Genomic DNA, 17464 nt, shown 5'->3' with positions numbered 1-17464 from the left:
TCCGGCAGCCTAATGGGTTGGTCAGTATTTGTCAGTGCGTGAGATTTCGATGATGCGTGTTTGCCTGTGGGTTATCGGCTGTCTATGGCTTCCCTTGATGGCGTGGGCTGCACCCGCGCCACAGGCGCAGGCGGTGCAGTTGAGCGCGGGCCAGCGCCAATGGTTGGCGGAGCATCCGCAGTTGCGCGTCGGCCTGGTGTTGCAGGCGCCCTACGCACAATACGACCGGCGCTTGCAGCGTCTGTCCGGCACCCACGTCGAACTGATGCAATGGCTGGGCAAGGCATTGAACGTCGAGCTGACCTGGCGCAACTTCCAGGATGTGGCGCAACTGGAAGCCGCGGTGCGCAACGGCGAAGTGGATGTCGCGCCGGGCTTGACCCAGACCCCGGCCGGCCTGCGGCTCTGGCAGTTTTCCGACCCTTACATGCGTGTGCCGCAGTTGATCGTGGGCGAGCAGAAGGGCGCCGAAGGCGTGGAGTTGGAGAAGCTCGACCCCCAGGCCCGGGTTGTCGTGCGCATGCCCAGCGCCACGGCCGATTACTTGCGCAGCAACTACCCCATGCTGAACCTGCAAGGCGTGCCGATGGAACGCCAGGCCCTGCAACTGCTTTTGAGCCAACAGGCACGGTACGCGGTGATCGACGAGGCACAGTTGGGTCGCCTGATGGTCGAGCCGGAATTTTCCGGATTGGTGGTGGTGGGTGATATCGGCCTGCCGCAACTGCTCAGGGTCGCCACGCGCCGGGACTGGCCGCAGTTGGCCGAAATCGTCGACAAGGGCTTGCAGGCGATTCCCGCCAAGGAGCTGGAGCAACTGCACAACCGTTGGATCAAGCCCAAATACCCACGCCTGACCGAGACGCCTGGCTTCTGGCAGAACCTGACCCTGCTGATGCTCGCCTTGTTGCTGTGCAGTGTCTCCATCGTGTTCTGGCAGCGCCGCCAGCAACGCGGGCTGGAACGTCGCCTGCGCTCGGCGCGCGAGGACATCGCCCAGCGCGCCGCCAGTGAAGAAGCCTTGCGCCTGACGCAATTTTCCATCGATCAAAGCACGGTCGGGATCCTCTGGGTGAATTGGGACAGCCATGTGCGCTACGCCAACCGCGCCGCCGAAACCATGCTGGGTTATGCGCCAGGCGCGATCATCGATCGGCCGCTGATCGACTTCGAACCGGGCCTGCACATGGACCGTTGGCTCAACCTGTGGAAGCGCGCCCGTGCCAGCGAAGATGGGCCGCAGAGTTTCGAAACCGAATGCGTGCGGGCCGATGGCAGTATCCTGCCGGCGGACGTTTCCCTGAGTTTCCTGCGTTTTCGTGACGCGGAATACCTGGTGGTCTACCTCAATGATGTGACCGAGCGTCGCCGCGCGCTGGCAGCCCTGCGTGAAAGCGAAGCGCGGCTGCAGGGCATCGCCGCCAATGTGCCGGGCCTGGTCTTTCGCCTGGAGCGGGCACCGGTGACCGGCCAGATCGACTTTGCCTATATCAGCGAAGGCAGCGAAAGCCTGGTGGGCTACGCCCCGGCGGTACTGGCCCGCAGTGATACCGGGCTGCGCAGCCTGGTGCACCCGCAGGACAAGGCCGATTACCACCGCACCCAGGACCAGGCGCTGGACAGTGACAGCGATTGGTCTTGGCAAGGCCGTATCCTGACTCGCGAAGGCCAGGAGCGCTGGGCCGAGATCAAGGCGATCACGCGTCGGCTCGAAGATGGCGCCTATGTCTGGGACGGCATTGTCTGGGATATCACCGAAAGCAAACGTGTCGAGCTGGAATTGGCCAGTTCCCGGGAGCAGTTGCGTGAGCTGTCGGCGCACCTGGAAAGCGTACGGGAAGAAGAGAAGGCGCGCATTGCCCGGGAAGTCCACGATGAGCTGGGTCAGATGCTGACGGTGCTGAAGCTGGAGACGTCCATGTGCGAACTGGCCTACGCGCAACTTGACCCGGGCCTGCAAGAACGGCTCAACAGCATGAAGCGCCTGATTGCCCAGTTGTTCCAATTGGTGCGGGACGTGGCGACGGCGTTGCGCCCGCCAATCCTCGATGCCGGTATTGCCTCGGCCATCGAATGGCAGGCCCGCCGTTTCGAGGCGCGCACACAGATTCCGTGCCTGGTGCAGGTGCCGGACAACCTGCCGGCGTTGAGCGACGCCAAGGCCATCGGCCTGTTCCGGATTCTCCAGGAAGCACTGACCAATGTGATGCGCCATGCCCAGGCGCATACTGTGGAGTTGACGTTGGCTCAACAAGGCGCTGATTTATGTCTGACGGTCAGCGACGACGGTGTAGGATTTATTGCCGATACGGGCCGGCCAACGTCCTTTGGCCTGGTCGGCATGCGTGAGCGCGTGTTGATCATGGGCGGGCAATTGACCCTGGACAGTGAGCCGGGGGAGGGGACAACCTTGTCGGTGCGGGTGCCTTTGGGTGAGGCCTGATGGTTTTCTGTTGCCTGGGCTGACGCCATCGCGAGCAGGCTCGCTCCCACAAGGTTTGTGTACGCCTCAATCAATGTGGGAGCGAGCCTGCTCGCGATGAGATTCTGAATCTGGAGAAGAGCCGTGATCCGTGTACTGGTAGCTGAAGACCACACCATCGTGCGCGAAGGGATCAAGCAATTGATCGGCCTGGCCAAGGATCTGGTGGTGGCAGGGGAGGCGAGCAATGGCGAACAGCTGCTCGAGACCCTGCGACACGTGCCTTGCGAAGTGGTGCTGCTGGATATTTCCATGCCGGGTGTCAACGGCCTTGAGGCAATCCCACGGATCCGTGCGCTGAACAACCCGCCGGCCATCCTGGTGTTGTCGATGCATGACGAGGCGCAAATGGCCGCCCGGGCCTTGAAAGTCGGCGCCGCTGGCTACGCCACCAAAGACAGCGATCCCGCTTTGCTGCTCATGGCGATCCGCAAGGTCGCGGCGGGTGGACGCTACATTGACCCGGACCTTGCCGACCGCATGGTCTTCGAAGTGGGCCTGACCGACACACGGCCGCTGCACTCCTTGCTGTCGGAGCGTGAATTCTCGGTTTTCGAACGCCTGGCCCAAGGTGCCAACGTCAACGACATCGCCCAGCAACTCGCCCTGAGCAGCAAGACCATCAGCACCCACAAGGCGCGGCTGATGCAGAAGCTCAACATCACCTCGTTGGCCGAGCTGGTGAAATACGCGATGGAGCACAAGTTGCTCTAAGCCTCCCGCCATTCCCCGGTGGGAGCGAGCCTGCTCGCGAAAGCGTCGGACCATTCAGCATGGATATTGGCTGACGCACCGTATTCGCGAGCAGGCTCGCTCCCACAGGTTCTGGTGTCGGCATATCCATTTGCGACACACCCCAACAGCGCTTTTGCCCCTGCTTGCAGCTTGCCGCTTGAAACTCGCCGCCGCACTTGTCCAATCCCGCCATCCTTGTAGGGCGATCCCTACCCCGACCCTTCCATCCGGCTGAGGTGATTCTCTCCTGCGGCCCGATTTGCGTGGGTGTCGGGCTCCACTAGGCTTGACTCACAAGCAGTCATCAATACAAAAGGTGCGGGTATGAGCCAGGTGGATTCAAGCGCGGGGGCCAGTGATGTGCTGGTCAGCTTTCGTGGTGTGCAAAAGAGCTACGACGGCGAGAACCTGATCGTCAAGGACCTCAACCTGGACATTCGCAAAGGCGAATTCCTGACCCTGCTCGGGCCTTCCGGCTCCGGCAAGACCACCAGCCTGATGATGCTCGCAGGCTTCGAGACCCCGACCGCCGGCGAGATCCAGCTGGCCGGGCGCTCCATCAACAACGTGCCGCCGCACAAGCGCGATATCGGCATGGTGTTCCAGAACTACGCCTTGTTCCCGCACATGACCGTCGCCGAAAACCTGGCATTCCCGCTGACCGTCCGCGGCCTGAACAAAAGCGACGTCGGCGATCGGGTCAAGCGTGTCTTGAGCATGGTCCAACTGGACACCTTCGCCCAACGTTATCCGGCGCAGTTGTCCGGCGGCCAGCAACAACGTGTGGCCCTGGCCCGGGCGCTGGTATTCGAGCCGCAACTGGTGCTGATGGACGAACCTCTCGGCGCACTGGACAAGCAATTGCGCGAACACATGCAGATGGAAATCAAACACCTGCACCAGCGCCTGGGCGTGACGGTGGTCTACGTGACGCACGACCAAGGGGAAGCCCTGACCATGTCCGACCGCGTGGCGGTGTTCCACCAGGGCGAGATCCAGCAGATCGCCCCGCCGCGCACGCTCTATGAGGAGCCGAAGAACACCTTCGTCGCCAACTTCATCGGCGAGAACAACCGCCTCAACGGCCGCCTGCACAGTCACACCGGTGACCGTTGCGTGGTGGAGCTGGGGCGTGGCGAAAAGGTCGAGGCCCTGGCGGTCAATGTCGGCAAGCCCGGCGAACCCGTCACCTTGTCGATCCGCCCGGAGCGGGTGAGCCTCAACGGCGCCAGCGAACAATGTATCAACCGCTTCTCAGGGAGGGTGGCGGAATTCATCTATCTGGGCGACCACGTCCGGGTTCGCCTCGAAGTCTGCGGCAAGAACGACTTCTTCGTGAAACAACCGATTGCCGAGCTCGACCCCGGGCTTGCTGTCGGGGACGTGGTTCCGCTTGGCTGGCAGGTCGAGCACGTACGCGCGCTCGATCCGCTTCTAGAGGCGAATTGATCGCCCCCCTGCTGTACCAACACCAACCCTGCACGTGGAGAGAACAATAAATGTTGAGATCCCTGAAGTTCACAGCCCTGACATTGGGCATGATGGGTGCGGCAAGCGCGATGGCGGCGGGCCCGGACCTGACCGTCGTGTCTTTCGGCGGGGCGAACAAGGCGGCTCAGGTCAAAGCCTTCTACGCACCGTGGGAAGCGGCTGGCAACGGCAAGATCGTGGCTGGCGAATACAACGGCGAAATGGCCAAGGTCAAGGCCATGGTCGACACCAAGAGCGTCTCGTGGGACCTGGTGGAAGTCGAGTCGCCGGAATTGTCCCGTGGCTGCGACGAAGACATGTTCGAGCAACTCGATCCGGCCCTGTTCGGCAAGGCCGAAGACTACGTCAAAGGCGCCATTCAGCCTTGCGGCGTGGGCTTCTTCGTGTGGTCGACCGTGCTGGCCTACAACGCCGACAAACTGAAGACCGCGCCGACCAGTTGGGCGGACTTCTGGGACACCAAGCAATTCCCGGGCAAACGCGGCCTGCGCAAAGGCGCCAAGTACACCCTGGAATTCGCCTTGATGGCCGACGGCGTAGCGCCGAAGGACGTCTACAAGGTGCTGGCCGGCAAAGACGGCCAGGACCGTGCGTTCAAGAAGCTCGATGAGCTCAAGCCGAACATCCAGTGGTGGGAAGCCGGTGCCCAGCCACCGCAATACCTTGCTTCCGGTGACGTGGTCATGAGCTCTGCGTACAACGGCCGGATCGCCGCGGTACAGAAAGAGAGCAACCTGAAAGTGGTGTGGAACGGCGGCATCTACGACTTCGACGCCTGGGCCATCCCGCGTGGGCTGGACAAGACTCGCGCCGAAGCTGCGAAAAAATTCATCGCCTTCTCGGTGGCGCCGCAGCAGCAGAAGACCTACTCGGAAAACATCGCCTACGGCCCGGCGAATACCCAGGCCGTGCCGTTGCTGGCCAAGGATGTGCTGAAAGACATGCCGACCACCCCGGAAAACATCGCCAACCAGGTGCAGATCGACGTCAGCTTCTGGGCTGACAACGGCGAGCAACTGGAGCAGCGCTTCAACTCCTGGGCGGCGAAGTAACCCGGCGGTCTGACGCTGGATGAGATCCATGTGGGAGCGAGCTTGCTCGCGATAGCGGTCTGTCAGTCACATCAATACTGAATGTGCCGAAGCTATCGCGAGCAAGCTCGCTCCCACAGGTTCCTCCACGGTCCTAGGGTTCCAACACAACAGAGGCGGCTCGCCGCCCCTGTAACGATCAAAGAGATTTGCGGAGTTCGCCATGGCCATCGCCGTTCCACTGAACGCGGGCACCAGCCCCACCCTCAAGCAGCGACTCAAGCGCGCCGAGCGGCTCAACCGCTGGAAGGCCCAGGCCCTGATCGCGCCGCTGGTGCTGTTTCTGTTGCTGGTGTTTCTGGTGCCGATCGTGGCGCTGCTGTTCAAAAGCGTCAGCAACCCGGAAGTGGTGGGCGCGATGCCGCGGACCGTCGCTGCCGTCGCGGCTTGGGACGGACGCGGTCTGCCGGGCGAGCCGGTGTACAAGGCTGCCAGTGAAGATCTGGCCGAAGCCCGCAAGAATCAGACCCTGGGCGACTTGTCCAAGCGCCTGAACATGGAACTGGCCGGCTACCGCAGCCTGCTGACCAAGACTGCTCGCGCGCTGCCGTTCGCCACCGAGCCGGTCTCTTATAAAGAAGCACTGGAGAGCCTCGACGAACGCTGGGGTGACCCCGCGTACTGGCAGGTGATCCGGCGCAACACCAGTAATGTCACTCCGTACTACCTGCTGGCGGCTGTCGATCACCGCATCGACGATCTCGGTGAACTGGCCCCGGCCACCCCCGACCAGGCGATCTACCTGGATATTTTCACCCGTACTTTCTGGATGGGCCTGGTGATTACCGCCATCTGTCTGGTGCTCGCCTATCCACTGGCTTACCTGCTGGCGAACCTGCCGTCACGCCAGAGCAACCTGTTGATGATCCTCGTGCTGCTGCCGTTCTGGACCTCGATCCTGGTGCGGGTGGCGGCGTGGATCGTGCTACTGCAGTCGGGCGGATTGATCAACAGCGCGCTGATGGCCATGGGCGTCATCGATAAACCGCTGGAGCTGGTGTTCAACCGCACCGGCGTGTACATCTCCATGGTCCACATCCTTCTGCCGTTCATGATCCTGCCGATCTACAGCGTGATGAAGGGCATCTCGCCCACCTACATGCGGGCGGCGATCTCCCTGGGCTGCCACCCGTTCGCCAGTTTCTGGCGGGTGTATTTCCCGCAGACCTACGCCGGCGTAGGTGCCGGGTGCCTGTTGGTGTTCATCCTCGCCATCGGCTACTACATCACCCCGGCACTGCTGGGCAGCCCGAACGACCAGATGGTCAGCTACTTCGTCGCGTTCTACACCAACACCAGTATCAACTGGGGCATGGCCACGGCGCTCGGCGGATTGCTGTTGCTGGCGACCATCGTGCTTTATCTGATTTACAGCTGGCTGGTGGGCGCCAGTCGCCTGCGCCTGAGCTAAGGGGAGATCGAAATGCTGAGTCCTTACATGTCCCCCGTCGAGCGGGTGTGGTTCTACAGCTTGCGCATACTCTGCGGGCTGATCCTGTTGTTCCTGATCCTGCCAGTGCTGGTGATCATTCCGTTGTCGTTCAACTCGGGCAGCTTCCTGGTTTATCCGCTGCAGGGCTTTTCGTTGCAGTGGTACCACGATTTCTTCGCTTCGGCCGAGTGGATGCGGGCGTTGAAGAACAGCATCATCGTGGCCCCGGCGGCAACGCTGTTGGCGATGATCTTCGGTACGCTGGCGGCGATCGGCCTGACTCGTGGTGATTTCCCGGGCAAGGCGCTGGTGATGGCCCTGGTGATTTCGCCCATGGTGGTGCCGGTGGTGATCATTGGCGTCGCGAGCTACCTGTTTTTCGCGCCATTGGGGATGGGCAACAGCTTCTTCTCGCTGATCATCGTCCACGCGGTGCTCGGTGTGCCGTTCGTCATCATCACCGTCTCGGCGACTTTGCAAGGGTTCAACCACAACCTGGTCCGCGCTGCTGCCAGCCTCGGGGCTTCGCCATTGACCGCGTTCCGTCGCGTGACCTTGCCGTTGATCGCGCCGGGCGTCATCTCTGGTGCGTTGTTCGCCTTCGCGACTTCGTTTGATGAAGTGGTGGTGACCCTGTTCCTGGCCGGCCCGGAGCAAGCGACCCTGCCACGGCAGATGTTCAGCGGTATTCGCGAGAACCTGAGCCCGACCATCGCCGCCGCGGCTACGTTGTTGATCGCCTTCTCGGTGATCCTGCTGCTGACGCTGGAATGGCTGCGTGGGCGTAGCGAGAAGCTGCGTACGACCCAAGTCTGAGGCCTGCAAAACCAGTGTGGGAGCGAGCCTGCTCGCGAATGCGGTGTACCAGTCGACATAATTGTTGACTGACGGTCCGCTTTCGCGAGCAGGCTCGCTCCCACATCCGCTCCTCGGTGCATTCATAAGCTGAATGACAGACCACCCCCCAATACCGAGCTATCCTTGTGCCAGCCCCCACTCGAACAAGAGGCCGCGCACATGAGTCTTTCCTCATTCAAGATCGCCCACAAACTGATCACCGGCGCCGCTGCCATCGAGCAACTGGCGGCGGAGCTGACACGGCTGGATGTCGATAACCCGTTGATCGTCACGGACGCGGCGCTGGTCAAGTCGGGCACCGTGGAGTTGGCGCTGCAGCATTTGGGCGGGCGCGACTACGAGATTTTCGACCGGGTCATGCCCGACCCGGAAATCGCCATCGTCGAAGATTGCATGCAAGCCTACCGCGACGGCGGGCATGACGGCCTCATCGGCCTGGGTGGCGGCAGCGCCATCGACATTGCCAAGTGCGTGGGCGTCTATGCCGGTTATCACGGCGAGCTGCAGGATATGTTCGGTGTCGATCAGGTGCCGCGCAAAGGTCCGCCCATGATTGCCATTCCCACCACCGCCGGTACCGGTTCGGAAGTCACCAACGTGGCGATCCTCTCTGACAAGGCCGCACAGCTGAAAAAGGGCATCGTCAGTGATTTCCTGCTGCCGGACGTGGCGCTGGTCAGCCCGCAGATGACCCTGACGTGTCCGCGCAGCGTGACCGCCGCCAGCGGCGTTGATGCGTTGGTGCATGCCATCGAGTCGTACCTGTCACTCAACGCCTCGCCGATCACCGATGCCCTGGCCATCGGCGCGATCAAGCTGATCACCCGCGCCTTGCCCAAGGCCTACGCCAACCCGTCCCACTTGCAGGCCCGTGAAGACATGGCCACCGCCAGCCTGATGGCCGGTATGGCGTTCGGCAATGCCGGGGTCGGCGCCGTGCATGCGCTGGCCTATCCGCTGGGCGGACGTTTCCTTGTCTCTCATGGCGTCGCCAATGCCTTGTTGCTGCCGTATGTCATGCACTGGAACAAGATGGCCTGCGTCGAGCGCATGCGCGATATTGCCGAAGCCATGGGCATCAAGACGGCTCATTTGAGTGATATCGAAGCCGCGGACGAGGCCGTGGAGGCCATGGCCGCGTTGTGTGCCGCGGTGGAAATTCCCAAGGGCCTGAGTGGCCTGGGCGTCACCGAGGAGGTGATTCCGTCCATGGCGGCGGAGGCGGCGGGTATAGAGCGGCTGATGCGCAACAACCCGCGCAAGCTGAGCGCCGGCGATATCGAGAAGATCTACCGAGCGGCGTATTGATCGTGCGTCACGGTGGGCGCGCCAAATCTTGAGGTATACAATGCGCGCCATCGTGATTTCGCTCAAAACAGGTGCGTCATGCAGCCCTTCGCTATTGCTCCGTCGATTCTCTCCGCCGACTTCGCCCGCCTGGGCGAGGAAGTGGACAACGTTCTGGCCGCCGGGGCCGACATCGTCCACTTCGATGTCATGGACAACCACTACGTACCCAACCTGACCATCGGCCCGATGGTCTGCGCGGCGTTGCGCAAATATGGCATCACCGCGCCAATCGATGCGCACCTGATGGTCAGTCCTGTGGATCGTATCGTCGGTGATTTCATCGAGGCCGGTGCCACCTACATCACTTTCCACCCGGAAGCCACGCTGCACGTCGACCGCTCCCTGCAATTGATCCGCGAAGGCGGCTGCAAGGCCGGCCTGGTGTTCAACCCGGCCACGCCCCTGGACGTACTCAAGTACGTGATGGACAAGGTCGACATGATTCTGCTGATGAGCGTCAACCCGGGTTTCGGCGGGCAGAAGTTCATTCCGGGCACGCTCGACAAGCTGCGCGAAGCCCGCGCCCTGATCGATGCCTCGGGCCGGGATATCCGCCTGGAAATCGACGGCGGGGTGAACGTGAACAACATCCGCGAAATCGCCGCGGCCGGTGCCGACACCTTTGTCGCCGGTTCGGCGATCTTCAACGCACCGGACTACCAGGCAGTGATCGAAAAGATGCGCGCCGAACTGGCCCTGGCACGTCCATGAGCGGCTTCGAGCAGCTGTTTCCCGGCAGCCTGCCGCGTCTGGTGATGTTCGATCTCGACGGCACGCTCGTCGACTCGGTCCCGGACCTGGCGGCCGCCGTGGACAATATGCTGCTCCAGCTCGGGCGTCCGCCTGCGGGCATCGACGCCGTGCGCCAGTGGGTCGGCAACGGCGCGCCGATGCTGGTGCGCCGGGCCCTGGCCAATCACATTGATGCCCAAGGCGTTGATGAGGCCGAGGCCGAGCGGGCACTGGAGCTGTTCAACGAAGCCTATGAAGGCAACCACGAACTGACCGTGGTTTATCCGGGCGTGCGCTCCACCCTCAAATGGTTGCACAAGCAGGGCGTGGAAATGGCGCTGATCACCAACAAGCCGGAGCGTTTTGTCGCGCCGCTGCTGGATCAGATGAAGATCGGCCGTTATTTCCGCTGGATCATCGGCGGCGACACCTTGCCACAGAAAAAGCCCGACCCGGCCGCGCTGTTCTTCGTCATGAAAATGGCCAACATCCCGGCGTCCCAATCGTTGTTTGTCGGCGACTCGCGCAGCGACGTGCTGGCGGCGAAGGCGGCGGGGGTCAAATGTGTTGCCCTGAGCTACGGCTACAATCATGGCCGACCGATTGCCGAGGAATTTCCGACATTGGTGATTGATGATCTGCGCCTGCTAATTCCCGGTTGCCTGGACCCGGCCGCTGAGATAACGTTGCCCGACGCTGTTCAATCCTCTTCTGGAAACGCCATCGTGGTGGTCACTCGCAAACTCTGGATGAAAGTCATGAAGGCCCTGGCCCGCTGGCGTTGGCGCGCCTGACGTGATCCTGGCCGGTTATCCGGCGCGTTTGCATACCTGACTGTCAGCTCCTCTTGCCACGAGGCACCCCATGATCCGCGAAGAATTTCTGCGTCTAGCCGCTGCCGGCTACAACCGCATCCCGCTTGCCTGCGAAACCCTGGCCGACTTCGACACGCCGCTGTCGATCTACCTCAAGTTGGCCGACCAACCCAATTCCTACTTGCTCGAATCGGTGCAAGGTGGGGAAAAATGGGGTCGCTATTCCATGATCGGCCTGCCGTGCCGCACCGTGCTGCGAGTCCATGACCATCGCATCAGCGTGACCTGCGATGGCGTCGAAATCGAAAGCCACGAAGTCGAGGATCCGCTCGCGTTCGTTGAATCCTTCAAGGCCCGCTACAACGTCCCGACCATCCCCGGCCTGCCACGTTTCAACGGCGGCCTGGTGGGTTATTTCGGCTACGACTGCGTGCGCTATGTGGAAAAACGCCTGGGCACCTGTCCGAACCCCGATCCGCTGGGTGTGCCGGACATTCTGCTGATGGTCTCCGATGCGGTGGTTGTCTTCGACAATCTCGCCGGCAAGATGCACGCCATCGTCCTGGCCGATCCGTCCCGTGAAGATGCCTACGAGCAAGGTCAACAAAGCCTTCAGACGTTGCTGGAAAAACTCCGCCAGCCGATCACCCCGCGTCCCGGCCTGGACTTCAGCAAGCAGTCGGCTGCCGACCCGGTGTTCCGTTCCAGTTTCACCCAGGGTGACTACGAAAAAGCCGTCGACACCATCAAGGAATACATCCTGGCGGGCGACTGCATGCAGGTCGTGCCGTCGCAACGGATGTCGATCGACTTCAAGGCCGCGCCGATCGATCTGTACCGGGCGCTGCGCTGTTTCAACCCGACGCCTTACATGTACTTCTTCAACTTCGGTGACTTCCATGTCGTGGGCAGTTCGCCCGAGGTGCTGGTGCGGGTCGAGGAAAACCTGATCACCGTGCGGCCGATCGCCGGCACACGGCCACGCGGCGCCACGGAGGAAGCGGACCGGGCGCTGGAAGAGGACCTGTTGTCAGATGCCAAGGAGATCGCCGAGCACCTGATGCTGATCGATCTGGGGCGCAACGACACTGGCCGGGTTTCCGAAGTGGGCTCGGTGAAACTCACCGAGAAAATGGTCATCGAGCGCTACTCCAACGTGATGCACATCGTGTCCAACGTCACCGGGCAGTTGAAGGCGGGGTTGACGGCGATGGACGCCTTGCGAGCGATCCTGCCGGCGGGCACTTTGTCTGGCGCGCCGAAGATCCGCGCCATGGAAATCATCGACGAGCTGGAGCCGGTCAAGCGCGGTGTGTACGGCGGAGCCGTCGGCTACTTCGCCTGGAACGGCAACATGGACACGGCCATCGCCATCCGCACCGCCGTGATCAAGAACGGTGAACTGCACGTGCAGGCCGGCGGCGGCATCGTCGCCGACTCGGTGCCCGCGCTGGAATGGGAGGAAACCCTGAACAAGCGTCGGGCAATGTTCCGTGCCGTGGCCCTGGCCGAGCAGACCCCAAGCGACTGAAGGCTCTTGCCGAACAACTGTGGCGAGGGCAACTGGGTCCATGTGGGAGCGAGCTTGCTCGCGATGAGGCCCTAAGGCTCAACCAATAGGTTGACTGACAGTCCGCCATCGCGAGCAAGCTCGCTCCCACAGAGGCCGCGTCAAAAATCCAGGCTGACCCCCAGGCTCACCCCTTGCTGGGTAAAATCATCATCCTTGCGCAACGTATAACCGCCCCGCAGCGCCAGATCGCTGGTCAACTTGTGGCTGATCCCCAGGCTCAGGCGATTGAGGTGGCTTTGTGGGGTGTAGCCCTCCAGCGTGAAGTCATTGGCCGGCAAGCTGTTGAGGGCGATGTTCACCTTTTGCGTATCGTCCTCATACTCGCGCTCGTGGGCATACTCCCCGTACACCTGGGTCTGGCGGGTAAAGTTGTATTTGCCCTGCAAGCCGATGCCCAGGCGTTTTGAATCGCGGGTCTGGTCGTCGAAAGTCAGCGCCGTGGAGCGGCTGCCCTGTTCCGAGTAACCATCGACCTCGACCTTCGCATAATCGGCGCTGACAAACGGTGACAGGTGCCATTGGCTGCCCGGCTGGGCAATGTCGTAGCCTACGCGTGTGCTGAATGCCCAGAGATGACCATCGGTATCGCCTTTTTCCTGCGCCTGGCTGACGCCCAGGTCGAATTTGCGCTCCAGGTTGTCGTAGTCGAGCTTGCCGCCGGTCAGCGCGGCGTCGGCCCACCAGCGGTTCTGCTGGAACTGGGCGAACGCGGTGGCGAGGTAGCTGTTGAGCTTGTAGTTCGAATCGTTGCGGCCTGCGTCCATGTCCTGGCGGTACAGACCGGCGGCCACGCCGATGCGCCAGGCTTCGTTGAGACGGTAACTGCCGCCGATGTTCAGGTTGTAGCCACTGCCGTCGGCGCTTGCACCGCTGCCTTGGCTATCAATGTCCAGATGCTGGCCGCCGCCGGCAACAATCGCCCGCCATTGACCTACCGCCTGCCAATCCTCCCAGTCCGATTGCCATTGGCTGCGCAATTCATCCTGGTGGGCGCGCAAGGTCGAGTGGGCCATTTCCGGCAGCAAGGTCAGTTCCCACGGCGCTGCGAGCAGGGAATAGGCGTAGTCGGCAATCAGCTTCTGCCCGGTTTCGGTGGGGTGAACCGCATCGTTGTAGATCAGCTTGCTCGGATCAGGCGTGGCGCTGTTGATGCCGTAGGTGGGGTTTTCCGTACAGCTGTTGCCGCTGAAGCAACTGGCGGTGAGGTTCTCGCCGGTGGCAAGGCCGAATCGTCCAGGATCGGCAAAGGTTTCCTGCAACAATAGCGGAACGTTCAGCGGAATGATCTCGGCATCGATGCCCTGCAACCGCGTGACCAGTTGCTGGTTGAACCGATTGCTGAGCAGCGAGACCGTTCCCTGCAGGGGGGTGCCGTTGAGGGCCGGCGTCAGGCCCAGGTCCGGCAGCAACCAGACCATCACATAGCGGGCTCCGGCGGTTTGCAGCACTTGCACGCTGTCGGCCAGGCGGTCCGCGGCGGCATCCGCCTGGGCGATGCTCAACACTCTGCCTTGAAGAAAATCATTGCCGCCGCCGGAGAGGTAATACAGCGCATTCGGGTCGGCACGCAGGCCATTGGCTGGCAGATAACCGGCCCGGCTGCGCTCGCCAGTGGCGGAAATATTGGTGATCGAGTCCAGTATCTGGTCGGTACGATAACCACCTACAGCCCAGTTGTTGCCGTCCGCGAGTCCTTCGCGGGCACGCACTGCCGAAGTGGACGCGGCGGTTTCATCGGCGGAGAAGCCCAGTCGTCCACCGAGCAGTTGGGTCGCGTTTGCAGAATAGGCTTCGCCGCTGCCATCCAGGTAGACCGGGCCGGTGCGGTTGGTAAAACGCAAGGTTGAGCCGGGCGGGCCGTCGGGATCGCTGAACTGACCGGCGTCGCTGAGACTGTCGCCGAACACGATGAAATTGGAGTAGGGATTGGGGGCAGCAATCGCCTGAGCGCAGGCCATGGTCAGCAGGCAGCTGGCGATGGGGATGAACAAGGTCGGCTTGATCATGAGAAGGTCCTTTTCAATCTTGTTTTTTATCGGAAGAAACGAAACGACAGTACCAAAAGCTTCCGGCGGTCTGCCACCCAATCCCGGAGCGTAGCGATTGTTTGCGGGCCCTTCGGGTCCGTCTTATTGCGTGCTCCGCCCAGCTAAGTTACTGTGCCGGAACGTATGAACGAGACTTCCCCCGTGTCGATTGTCAGCAAACTTCTGAATCAATTGATCAAGGCTCACGCCCGTTGGCGTTGGCGCGCCTGAACGTTCCATGCCGGCCTCGCCGGACCTGTACCGATTTGCCTTCTTTACCCGTTTGGAAACCGCTTCGCAGGCGCATCATTCGCCTGTCCAGCGCAGCACCGTGCGGGTCACTCTTCGAAGGCTGTATTCCAAGTCAGTGTATTCAATAGGTTGTTTACGCCATGTTGCTGATGATCGATAACTACGACTCCTTTACTTACAACGTTGTGCAGTACCTTGGCGAGCTGGGCTCCGAGGTCAAGGTCGTGCGCAACGATGAGCTGACCATTGCCGAAATCGAGGCCCTCAAGCCCGAACGCATCGTCGTCTCGCCCGGCCCTTGCACGCCGACCGAAGCGGGCATCTCCATCGAAGCCATCAAATATTTTGCCGGCAAGCTGCCGATCCTAGGTGTCTGCCTGGGGCACCAGTCGATCGGCCAGGCGTTCGGTGGCGATGTCGTGCGGGCCCGCCAGGTGATGCACGGCAAGACCAGCCCGGTATTCCATGAAGACAAGGGCGTGTTCGAAGGCTTGAATCGCCCGCTTACCGTCACCCGCTACCACTCGTTGATCGTCAAGCGCGAAAACCTGCCCGACTGCCTTGAGCTGACCGCCTGGACCCAGCTCGAAGACGGCTCGGTGGACGAAATCATGGGGTTGCGTCACAAGACGTTAAACATCGAGGGTGTGCAATTTCACCCCGAGTCTATCCTCACCGAGCAGGGCCACGAACTGTTCGCCAACTTCCTCAAACAAACCGGCGGCACGCGCTAAGGACTCTCCATGGACATCAAGACAGCCCTGAACCGTATCGTCGGCCAGCTCGACCTGAGCACCGACGAGATGCGCGACGTGATGCGGGAAATCATGACTGGCCAGTGCACGGACGCGCAGATTGGCGCGTTCATGATGGCCATGCGCATGAAGAGCGAGAGCATCGACGAAATTGTCGGTGCGGTCACGACCATGCGCGAGTTGGCGGACAAGGTCGAACTCAAGACCCTTGATGGTGTGGTGGATGTCGTCGGGACCGGTGGTGACGGAGCCAATATATTCAACGTTTCCACCGCCTCGGCATTTGTCGTTGCGGCGGCCGGCTGCACGGTCGCCAAGCATGGCAATCGTGCAGTGTCGGGCAAGAGCGGCAGCGCCGATCTGCTGGAAGCCGCCGGTATCTACCTCAACCTGACGTCGGTCCAGGTGGCTCGTTGCATCGATAGCGTCGGCATCGGCTTCATGTTTGCCCAGACCCACCACCGCGCCATGAAATATGCCGCGGCGCCGCGTCGCGAGCTGGGCTTGCGCACGCTGTTCAACATGCTCGGCCCGCTTACGAATCCGGCCGGTGTGAAGCATCAAGTGGTCGGCGTGTTCAGCCAGGCGCTGTGCCGGCCATTGGCAGAGGTCCTGCAACGTTTAGGTAGCAAGCACGTGCTGGTCGTCCATTCAAAAGACGGCCTGGATGAATTCAGCCTGGCGGCGCCCACTTTCGTGGCCGAGCTAAAAAATGATCAGATCACCGAATATTGGGTCGAACCTGAAGACCTCGGCATGAAGAGCCAGAGCCTGCATGGACTGGCGGTGGATGGGCCAGCTCAGTCACTTGAGTTGATCCGCGATGCCTTGGGGCGGCGTAAAACCGAGAATGGCCAGAAGGCTGCGGAAATGATCATGCTCAACGCGGGCGCCGCGTTGTATGCCGCCGATCACGCCAGCAGCCTCAAGCAAGGTGTCGAGCTCGCTCATGATGCGTTGCACACCGGCCTGGCCCGGGAAAAACTGGAAGAATTGGGCGCGTTTACCGCCGTATTCAAAGTGGAGAATGAAGGATGAGCGTGCCAACGGTTCTGGAAAACATTCTGGCTCGCAAGGCTGAAGAAGTGGCCGAGCGCCGGGCCCGGGTCAGCCTCGCCGAGCTGGAAGGTCTCGCACGTTCAGCAGACGCGCCTCGCGGCTTTGCCCAGGCGCTGATCGATCAGGCGAAGAAAAAGCAGCCTGCAGTCATCGCCGAAATCAAGAAGGCGTCCCCCAGCAAAGGTGTGATCCGTGAGGACTTCGTCCCCGCCGACATCGCCAGGAGCTACGAGAAGGGCGGTGCGACCTGCCTTTCGGTGCTCACCGACGTCGATTTTTTCCAAGGCGCCGATGACTATCTAAAACAGGCGCGGGCGGCGTGCAAGCTGCCGGTGATCCGCAAGGATTTCATGATCGATCCGTACCAGATCGTCGAGGCGCGGGCCTTGGGTGCCGATTGCGTGCTGTTGATCGTTTCCGCCCTGGATGACGTGAAAATGGCCGAGCTGGCAGCAGTCGCTAAAGAGGTGGGCCTGGATGTGTTGGTGGAAGTCCACGACGGCGACGAGCTGGAGCGCGCCCTGAAAACTCTGGATACCAAGCTGGTCGGCGTGAATAACCGCAACCTGCATACGTTTGAAGTCAGCCTGGAAACCACTCTTGACCTGTTGCCGCGAATTCCACGTGATCGCCTGGTCATCACCGAGAGCGGCATTCTCAACCGAGCCGATGTCGAGTTGATGGAAGTCAGCGATGTGTATTCATTCCTGGTTGGCGAGGCTTTCATGCGGGCCGAAAGCCCGGGTACAGAACTGCAGCGCTTGTTTTTCCCCGAGCGCGGCGTTCCGGTAACCGGCTCGACGCTGGACTGA

Annotated in this window: 14 protein-coding genes; 13 read left to right on the top strand and 1 reads right to left on the bottom strand. The window is 61.6% G+C overall.

Features of this window, described 5'->3' with window-relative positions:
* Positions 1 to 49 precede the first annotated feature (49 nt).
* The 10 genes from J3P86_RS24110 (at position 50) to trpE (ending at position 12517) form a co-directional block, all read left to right on the top strand.
* Positions 50 to 2443, top strand: a complete 2394-nt coding sequence (locus J3P86_RS24110) for a PAS domain-containing sensor histidine kinase (RefSeq protein ID WP_434627720.1) — start codon at positions 50 to 52, stop codon at positions 2441 to 2443.
* A gap of 123 nt (positions 2444 to 2566) precedes the next feature.
* The gene (locus J3P86_RS24105) at positions 2567 to 3196 is read left to right on the top strand and encodes a response regulator (RefSeq protein ID WP_047702279.1); all 630 of its coding nucleotides are present in this window, start codon (positions 2567 to 2569) and stop codon (positions 3194 to 3196) included.
* Between the two features lie 345 nt (positions 3197 to 3541).
* A complete protein-coding gene (locus tag J3P86_RS24100) occupies positions 3542 to 4666 on the top strand; it encodes an ABC transporter ATP-binding protein (protein ID WP_305498413.1) in 1125 nt (374 codons plus the stop codon).
* A 50-nt stretch (positions 4667 to 4716) separates the two neighbouring features.
* The gene (locus J3P86_RS24095) at positions 4717 to 5760 is read left to right on the top strand and encodes an ABC transporter substrate-binding protein (RefSeq protein WP_003206153.1); all 1044 of its coding nucleotides are present in this window, start codon (positions 4717 to 4719) and stop codon (positions 5758 to 5760) included.
* Between the two features lie 202 nt (positions 5761 to 5962).
* On the top strand, positions 5963 to 7210 hold the full coding sequence (locus tag J3P86_RS24090) for an ABC transporter permease (RefSeq protein WP_434627724.1): 1248 nt from the start codon (positions 5963 to 5965) through the stop codon (positions 7208 to 7210).
* Between the two features lie 12 nt (positions 7211 to 7222).
* Positions 7223 to 8047 (top strand): ABC transporter permease, encoded by an 825-nt coding sequence (locus J3P86_RS24085; protein ID WP_305498415.1) that lies wholly within the window; start codon positions 7223 to 7225, stop codon positions 8045 to 8047.
* A gap of 201 nt (positions 8048 to 8248) precedes the next feature.
* Positions 8249 to 9397 carry an iron-containing alcohol dehydrogenase gene (locus tag J3P86_RS24080; RefSeq protein ID WP_434698999.1) on the top strand — a complete coding sequence of 383 codons (1149 nt, stop codon included), beginning with the start codon at positions 8249 to 8251 and terminating at the stop codon, positions 9395 to 9397.
* A gap of 78 nt (positions 9398 to 9475) precedes the next feature.
* The gene (gene rpe, locus J3P86_RS24075; protein WP_434627731.1) at positions 9476 to 10150 is read left to right on the top strand and encodes a ribulose-phosphate 3-epimerase; all 675 of its coding nucleotides are present in this window, start codon (positions 9476 to 9478) and stop codon (positions 10148 to 10150) included.
* A complete protein-coding gene (locus J3P86_RS24070) occupies positions 10147 to 10965 on the top strand; it encodes a phosphoglycolate phosphatase (protein ID WP_434571435.1) in 819 nt (272 codons plus the stop codon). The genes rpe and J3P86_RS24070 overlap by 4 nt, the downstream gene beginning before the upstream one ends.
* A 70-nt stretch (positions 10966 to 11035) precedes the next feature.
* Positions 11036 to 12517 (top strand): anthranilate synthase component I, encoded by a 1482-nt coding sequence (gene trpE, locus J3P86_RS24065; protein ID WP_434627734.1) that lies wholly within the window; start codon positions 11036 to 11038, stop codon positions 12515 to 12517.
* Between the two features lie 140 nt (positions 12518 to 12657).
* Here trpE and estP read toward each other — a convergent pair whose 3' ends face one another.
* Positions 12658 to 14565 carry an esterase EstP gene (estP, locus tag J3P86_RS24060; RefSeq protein ID WP_434698998.1) on the bottom strand — a complete coding sequence of 636 codons (1908 nt, stop codon included), beginning with the start codon at positions 14563 to 14565 and terminating at the stop codon, positions 12658 to 12660.
* Positions 14566 to 14978: 413 nt separating this feature from the next.
* Here estP and J3P86_RS24055 point away from each other — a divergent pair, with 413 nt between their 5' ends.
* The 3 genes from J3P86_RS24055 to trpC are packed head-to-tail and all read left to right on the top strand — an operon-like array spanning position 14979 to position 17464.
* Positions 14979 to 15572: an aminodeoxychorismate/anthranilate synthase component II gene (locus J3P86_RS24055; protein ID WP_434627740.1), complete on the top strand. Its 594-nt coding sequence runs from the start codon at positions 14979 to 14981 to the stop codon at positions 15570 to 15572.
* A gap of 9 nt (positions 15573 to 15581) precedes the next feature.
* The gene (gene trpD, locus J3P86_RS24050) at positions 15582 to 16631 is read left to right on the top strand and encodes an anthranilate phosphoribosyltransferase (RefSeq protein WP_434698997.1); all 1050 of its coding nucleotides are present in this window, start codon (positions 15582 to 15584) and stop codon (positions 16629 to 16631) included.
* Entirely contained in the window at positions 16628 to 17464 is an 837-nt protein-coding gene (trpC, locus tag J3P86_RS24045; protein WP_434696646.1) for an indole-3-glycerol phosphate synthase TrpC, read from the top strand. Before trpD ends, trpC begins: the two co-directional genes overlap by 4 nt.

It is taken from the genome of Pseudomonas sp. D1-1 (assembly GCF_051132225.1).
Classification (GTDB): domain Bacteria; phylum Pseudomonadota; class Gammaproteobacteria; order Pseudomonadales; family Pseudomonadaceae; genus Aquipseudomonas.
This window is presented reverse-complemented; position numbering and strand designations above follow the sequence as displayed.